The sequence below is a fragment of the Kitasatospora sp. NPDC059827 genome, from assembly GCF_042731675.1.
In the GTDB taxonomy this organism is placed as follows: Bacteria; Actinomycetota; Actinomycetes; order Streptomycetales; family Streptomycetaceae; genus Kitasatospora.
In genome coordinates this window covers 80015-86077 of sequence record NZ_JBHWIV010000034.1, presented here as the reverse complement: position 1 = coordinate 86077, position 6063 = coordinate 80015, and the positions used below count along the sequence as shown (strand labels likewise).

The following is a 6063-nucleotide window of genomic DNA, read 5'->3' as shown; positions in this document are numbered from 1 at the left end:
AGCCTGCCCCGGTGCTCGGCCAGGAACGCGAACACACTCCCCGCCGGGATCAGCTCCCGGCACGTCTCCCACACGTCCGGCCCGACCGTCTCCCCAGCCCATTCCCCCATCGCCACAGAAACGAGTCTGGCCCCACCGCTCACGCGGTGGGGCCAGAACCCAACATCTTCATCAGCGTTCTAGGGCCCGTCCTGGGCCCGGCCCCCGGCCGTACCCCGAGACCTCTCGGGGTACGGCCCCGGGCCACGGTCAGGGTAGTGGGCCCTCCGGGAGGCTGACGACGACTGCGGACCGGTCCTGCCATGGTGTCAAGGCCCATGGAAACAGTCGGAGTTGACACTCCGGCGCCCTGACCCAGGGAGACCGGCATGACCGCCGATCCGACCGCCCCGGTCCGGAGGCCCCGCCGTCCGCTGCTGCGCGCCGCCGTCACGGCCGCCGCAGCCGCGGGCCTGCTCGCCACCCTCGCCCCGGCAGCCCTCGCCGCGCCCGCCGCACCGCGCCCGGCCGCCGACTGCCGCGGCGCCCTCCACCTCTCCGCCGCCGACCCGGCCGACCGGACGGACTCCGCCGCCGGCCGGGCCGACTGGGCCGCCGCGGACGCGGCCCTGGCCGGCCTCACCGGCCCGGGCTACGCCACCTCCGCCCTGGCCGCCGTCCGGGAGGACGGCCGGCTGGAGTGGCGCAACGCCACCGGTGTCGCCGACCTCGGCACCGGCGGCCCCGCCGACCCCGAGGGCCGGTTCCGGATCGGCAGCGCCACCAAGACCTTCGTCGCCACCACCCTCCTCCAACTCGTCGGCGAACACCGGCTGGACCTCGACGACCGGCTGGAGTGCCTGCTGCCCGGCGTGGTGCCCAACAGCGCCGCGATCACCGTCCGGCAACTGCTCGACCACACGAGCGGCGTCGCCAACTACACCCAGGACCCGGCCTTCGAGTCCACCGACGAGGGCTGGCTGAACGGCGGCCGCTTTCGGCCGTACTCCCTCCAGGACTTGGTCGACATCGCGAACAAGTACCCGCCGGCCTTCCCGCCCGGCCAGGACTGGGCCTACTCCAACACCAACTTCGTGCTGGTCGGGATGATCATCGAGAAGCTCACCGGGCACAGCTGGCAGCAGGAGGTCACCCGCCGGATCATCCGCCCGCTGCACCTCACCGGCACCTCGATGCCCGGCAACTCGCCCTTCGTCCCGGGCCCGCACGCCCACGGCTACCTCAAGACCGCCGAAGGCCCGGTGGACGTCACCCTGCTCGATCCCTCGATGGCCGGGTCCGCCGGCGCCGGCATCTCCACCACCGCCGACCTCACCACCTTCCTCGGAGCGCTGCTCGGCGGCCGGTTGCTGCCCCCGGCCGAACTGGCCGAGATGCAGCGGACCACCGCGACCGGCGGGGGCCGCGGCTACGGCCTCGGCCTCCAGCGGGTGGACACCCCGTGCGGCACCTTCTGGGGCCACGCCGGCGGCATCCCCGGGTACAACACCCTGATGCTCGGCTCGGCGGACGGCAGGCGCCAGTTCGCCTCCGTCGTCACCGCCTACGACATCGGCGACGGGAGGGCCGCCAACGCCGCCTGGAACCGGCTGACCGTCACCGCCCTGTGCGGCCCGCAGTCGTCGCCCGCCGCCCCCGGCCTCGCCCCCGACCTCGCCCTCCCCGCGCCCTGACCGTCCCCCTACGCTGACCGGCGACAGTGCAGCCGAGCACCACCAGGAGGACCAGTCATGGCAGAGCCGCTGATCGCCACCGTCGGGGGCAAGGTGCCCGCCGTCGACCCGGGCGCCTTCCTCGCGCCGAACGCCGTCGTGGTCGGGGACGTCAGCGTCGCCGCCGGGGCGAGCGTCTGGTACGGCGCGGTGCTGCGCGGCGACGCCGAGTCGATCGCCGTCGGCGCGGGCAGCAACATCCAGGACAACTGCACCCTGCACGCCGACCCCGGCTTCCCGCTGGTGGTCGGCGAGCGGGTCTCGGTCGGCCACAACGCGGTGCTGCACGGCTGCACCGTCGAGGACGACGTCCTGGTCGGGATGAACGCCACCGTCCTCAACGGCGCCCGGATCGGCGGCGGTTCGCTGGTCGCGGCGGGCGCGGTGGTGACCCAGGGGATGGACGTCCCGCCCGGCTCGCTGGTCGCGGGGGTCCCGGCCAAGGTCCGCCGGGAGCTGACGGAGGAGGAGCGGGCCGGGATCAAGGCCAACGGCGAGGGTTACCTGCTCCTCGCCGAGGCGCATCGGGAGGTCTAGACCGGGAGGTCTAGGGAGTGTCGGCTGTCCGCCGCTACAGCCGGTCGTAGACGGCGGACAGCCGGCGCAGCACCTCGGCGGCCCGGTCCAGGGCCTCCTCGTCGTAGTCGTCGAGGTCGGCGTGCAGGGCCTCGGCCAGGGCGGCCTGGCGCTGCTCGTGCCGGGCCCGGCCGTCCTCGGTGAGGGCGACCAGGACGGACCGCTTGTCCTCGGGCGGGCGGGTGCGGGTGACGTAGCCGGCGGTGACCAGGCCGTTCACCAGCTGGGTGGTGGCCGGGCCGGTGGTCTCGGTGCCGGCGGCGAGCTGGGTGATGCTGAGCGGCCCCCGCTCGGCCAGGGTGCGCAGGGCGCGGGCGTGGGTGAGGGACAGGGCGCCCGGGGTGCGGGTGGCGCGCCCGCGCAGCCGGGAGTCCGCGGCGCTGAGCCGGTAGGCGGCGCGGGCCAGGCGGTCGAGTGCCTGGGCGCGTTCGGGCGCGGGCGGCGGTGCGGTCGTCATGGTGGGTTCCTCCTCGGCGGGTTGACAACAGACTAGCCTCAGTACTTAATGGATAAGTACTTACTCACTAAGTACTTATCTACAGCGCTCCAGGAGGAGACCGTCATGACCACTCGTTCGACCGGCCAGAACTGGGCCCTGGACATCGCCCTCGCCCAGGGCGGCTTCGACGCGCTGCACCCCGAGGCCGTCGGGACCATGGAGCAGCTCGGCCACGACCACACCGACTTCGCCAAGGTCTTCGCCCTGGTCAGGAGCGGTGCCATGCTGCCCAAGGCGTGGGCGACGGTGGCCGGCCAGGCCGAGGAGCGCGCCGCCCACCACGAGCGCGGGGGCTTCGCGCAGACCGCCGCCGACCTCTACCTGCGGGCCGCCGTCATGTGGGGCCGGGCCCAGTACTCGATCTTCGACGCCACCGACCCGCGCAAGGCGGTGCTGCGCGCCCACACCGACCACTGCGTGGACCGCCTGGGCGCCCTGCGCGACGGCCGGGTCCGCCGGGTGGTGCTGGACTTCGAGGGCTCGACGATCCACGCCCTGCTGCACCTGCCCGCCGGGCGGGTCGAGAACGCGCCCGCCGTCATCCTCGGCCCCGGGATGGACATGATCAAGGAGGACTACATCTGGGCGGCCGAGCGCTACTACACCTCCCGCGGCATCGTCGCGCTCTCCATCGAGGGCCCCGGCCAGGGGCAGACCCGGGCCGGCGGGCTGACCGTCGACCTCGGCAACTACGAGCGGGCGATCGGCCGCTACCTCGACCACCTGGCCGAGCTCCCCGAGGTCGACGCCGAGCGGATCGGCATGTTCGGCATCTCGATGAGCGGCTACTGGGGCTCCCGGGCCGCCGCCACCGACCGCCGGATCGCCGCGCTCGCCGCCTTCGAGGCCGTCACCGGGGACTTCGCGACGATCTTCGAGCGGGCCCAGCCGACCTTCAAGAACAACTACATGTACATGGCCGGGTACACCGACGAGGAGGCCTTCGACCGCGACCTCGCCCACCGCATGCCGCTCGGCGACCTGGTGGCCGAGATCACCTGCCCGGTGCTCTACGGGATCGGCGAGTTCGACGAGCTCACCGACCTCACCCAGGCCCTGGCGAGCTTCGAGCGGGTCCGGGCCCCGAAGGAGCTGCGGGTCTACGAGGACGAGTTCCACCCGCTCGGCGGGGTGGCCGCCGAGGCCTTCCGCTTCGGCGCGGAGTGGCTGGAGCGCGCCCTGGCCGGCGAGTTCGCCGACCCGGGCCGCGACGTCCGGCACTACGTCCACCGCGACGGACGCACCACCGACGGCTCCGCCGACCCCACCTGGTGGCGCGGCGCCGCCCCGACGGAGCTCACCGCGCTGCGCCGCGGCTGACTCCTACGGTGCCGGTGCCGGGGCCGGTGCCGGTGTCAGTGGCATGCCCGTCCGCTCCGCCGACGGTTCCACCGGGACCGGGGCGGGCGGGCGCCGGTCGGCCGCCCAGGCCAGCACCGCGACCACGGCACCGGCCGCGGCCAGACCGGCGCCCACCAGGGTCGGCGAGGTCCAGCCGAGCCCGGCGGCCAGGGCCAGCCCGCCGAAGTAGGCCCCCTGGGCGTTGGCCAGGTTGAACGCGCCCTGCACCGTCGCCGAGGCCAGGGTGGGTGCGCTGCGGGCCTTCTGCAGCACCAGGGTCTGCACCGCGGGCACGATCGCGAAGCCGAACAGCCCGATCAGCACCACCGTGACGGCCGCCGACCAGCGGGCGTGCGCGGTCACCGCGAACAGCGCGAGCGTCGCCGAGAGCAGCAGGAAGGAGACGCAGACGGTCGGCCGCAGCGCCCGGTCGGCGGCGAACCCGCCGATCACGTTGCCGAGCGTCATCCCCACCCCGAACAGCGCCAGCACCCCGGTCACCGAACCGGCCGCGTACCCGGAGACCTCGGTGAGCAGCGGCGCGATGTAGCTGTAGCAGGCGAACATCCCGCCGCAGCCGACCATCACGGTGGCCAGCGCCAGCCACAGCTGCCCGCTGCGGAAGGCCCGCAGCTCGTGCCGGAGCCCGGACTGGCCGGGGGAGGGGAGGGCTGGCACCAGCCGGGCGATGGCGAGCGTCCCGGCGGCGGCGATCAGCACCACCACCAGCATGGTCGCCCGCCAGCCCAGGTGCTGGCCGAGCAGGGTCGCGGCCGGGACGCCGACGATGTTGGCGACGGTCAGCCCGGAGAACATCACCGCGACCGCCCGGGCCCGCCGGTCCGGCGCCACCAGCTCGGCGGCGGCTACCGCCCCGGCGCCGAAGAACGCGCCGTGCGGCAGCCCGGTGATCAGCCGCGCGGCGGCCAGCGTCCAGAAGTCGGGGGCCAGCGCGCACAGCAGGTTGCCGGTCGCGAACAGCCCGGCCAGCGCCACCAGCACCGCCTTGCGGGGCTTCCCGGCCGCCAGCGCGGTGAGCAGCGGCGCGCCGACCACCACCCCCAGCGCGTACGCGGAGATCAGCCAGCCCGCCTGCGGGATGGAGACGTGCAGACTGTCGGCGACCTGGGGGAGCAGCCCCATGGCGGCGAATTCGGTGGTCCCGATGGCGAAAGCGGTGACGGCCAGCGCGAACAGCGCGAGAGGCAAGGGGTGACTCCGGGGTGATGCCCGCGCCCGGCGGGGGGCGTGGCGGGTGCGGGCGGTTCGGGCGGTGGGGCGCGCGGCGGGTGCGTGGCGAGGGAATTCGTTCGTCGAGAATCCTAATCGGCCCGGATGACGTCCCCGTGAGGCCCGTGTGACGAATCGGGGGCGTGCGGCGCAGGGGGCTCGCCTCGGCGGCCCCCGCGCGCAAGACTGGGTTCATGTGCCGCAACATCAAGACGCTGCGCCCGCCCGTCACGCCCGACGCCGGCGAGGAGGACTTCCACGCCGCCGCGCTGCAGTACGTCCGCAAGGTGTCCGGTTTCCGTGCACCGGCGGCCCACAACCGGGAGGCCTTCGACCGGGCCGTGGACGCGGTCGCCGAGGCCACCGCCCGGCTGCTCGACGAGCTGGAGGTGCGGGGCTCGCACGCCCGTGCCGCCGGGGCGACCGTCTGAGACGCGAGGAGCAGGATCCGCCGATGAAACCCGTCGACCGTTACGCCCTCACCTTCCCCGGCACGCCCGGCACCCAGGCCCCGCAGGACGTGGTCGTGGTCATCCGGACCAGCGCCAAGGGCCCGGGCGGGCACCCCGTCTACGAGGATGCCAGCGGGATCGTCCGGGCCGAGATCAGCGAGGCCGGGGAGGTCCGGATGCTCGCCAGCGGCGGCCACCAGACCCCGCACCTGCCGGTGCACGCCCACCCGCTGCCCTGAACCACCCGGGCCGC

7 protein-coding genes are annotated in these 6063 nt (G+C 74.4%); 5 read left to right on the top strand and 2 right to left on the bottom strand.

The features are described from left to right. Positions 1-368 precede the first annotated feature (368 nt). Both ACFV8H_RS22095 and ACFV8H_RS22090 read left to right on the top strand, forming a co-directional pair. Positions 369-1673 (top strand): serine hydrolase domain-containing protein, encoded by a 1305-nt coding sequence (locus ACFV8H_RS22095; protein ID WP_380402491.1) that lies wholly within the window; start codon positions 369-371, stop codon positions 1671-1673. Positions 1674-1730: 57 nt separating this feature from the next. Further along, complete coding sequence (locus ACFV8H_RS22090; protein WP_380402488.1) at positions 1731-2249, top strand: gamma carbonic anhydrase family protein; 519 nt, start codon at positions 1731-1733, stop codon at positions 2247-2249. Between the two features lie 34 nt (positions 2250-2283). On the opposite strand, the gene ACFV8H_RS22085 is transcribed toward ACFV8H_RS22090, so the two are convergent. Continuing rightward, entirely contained in the window at positions 2284-2745 is a 462-nt protein-coding gene (locus ACFV8H_RS22085; protein ID WP_375897423.1) for a MarR family transcriptional regulator, read from the bottom strand. Positions 2746-2850: 105 nt separating this feature from the next. Here ACFV8H_RS22085 and ACFV8H_RS22080 point away from each other — a divergent pair, with 105 nt between their 5' ends. Beyond that, on the top strand, positions 2851-4107 hold the full coding sequence (locus ACFV8H_RS22080) for an alpha/beta hydrolase (protein WP_380402485.1): 1257 nt from the start codon (positions 2851-2853) through the stop codon (positions 4105-4107). A 3-nt stretch (positions 4108-4110) separates the two neighbouring features. Here ACFV8H_RS22080 and ACFV8H_RS22075 read toward each other — a convergent pair whose 3' ends face one another. Then, the gene (locus tag ACFV8H_RS22075; RefSeq protein ID WP_380402482.1) at positions 4111-5337 is read right to left on the bottom strand and encodes an MFS transporter; all 1227 of its coding nucleotides are present in this window, start codon (positions 5335-5337) and stop codon (positions 4111-4113) included. 215 nt (positions 5338-5552) lie between these two features. Between ACFV8H_RS22075 and ACFV8H_RS22070 the strand changes: the two genes are divergently transcribed. Then, positions 5553-5789: a DUF2277 domain-containing protein gene (locus ACFV8H_RS22070; RefSeq protein WP_380402479.1), complete on the top strand. Its 237-nt coding sequence runs from the start codon at positions 5553-5555 to the stop codon at positions 5787-5789. 23 nt (positions 5790-5812) lie between these two features. Continuing rightward, positions 5813-6049 (top strand): DUF6296 family protein, encoded by a 237-nt coding sequence (locus tag ACFV8H_RS22065; RefSeq protein ID WP_380402477.1) that lies wholly within the window; start codon positions 5813-5815, stop codon positions 6047-6049. Positions 6050-6063 lie beyond the last annotated feature (14 nt).

What these genes read in the sequence shown, in the direction of transcription:
- ACFV8H_RS22095 (WP_380402491.1), top strand. Translation starts at nt 369, where the DNA reads ATGACCGCCGATCCGACCGCCCCGGTCCGGAGGCCCCGCCGTCCGCTG.
- ACFV8H_RS22090 (WP_380402488.1), top strand. Translation starts at nt 1,731, where the DNA reads ATGGCAGAGCCGCTGATCGCCACCGTCGGGGGCAAGGTGCCCGCCGTC.
- ACFV8H_RS22085 (WP_375897423.1), bottom strand. Translation starts at nt 2,745, where the DNA reads ATGACGACCGCACCGCCGCCCGCGCCCGAACGCGCCCAGGCACTCGAC.
- ACFV8H_RS22080 (WP_380402485.1), top strand. Translation starts at nt 2,851, where the DNA reads ATGACCACTCGTTCGACCGGCCAGAACTGGGCCCTGGACATCGCCCTC.
- ACFV8H_RS22070 (WP_380402479.1), top strand. Translation starts at nt 5,553, where the DNA reads ATGTGCCGCAACATCAAGACGCTGCGCCCGCCCGTCACGCCCGACGCC.
- ACFV8H_RS22065 (WP_380402477.1), top strand. Translation starts at nt 5,813, where the DNA reads ATGAAACCCGTCGACCGTTACGCCCTCACCTTCCCCGGCACGCCCGGC.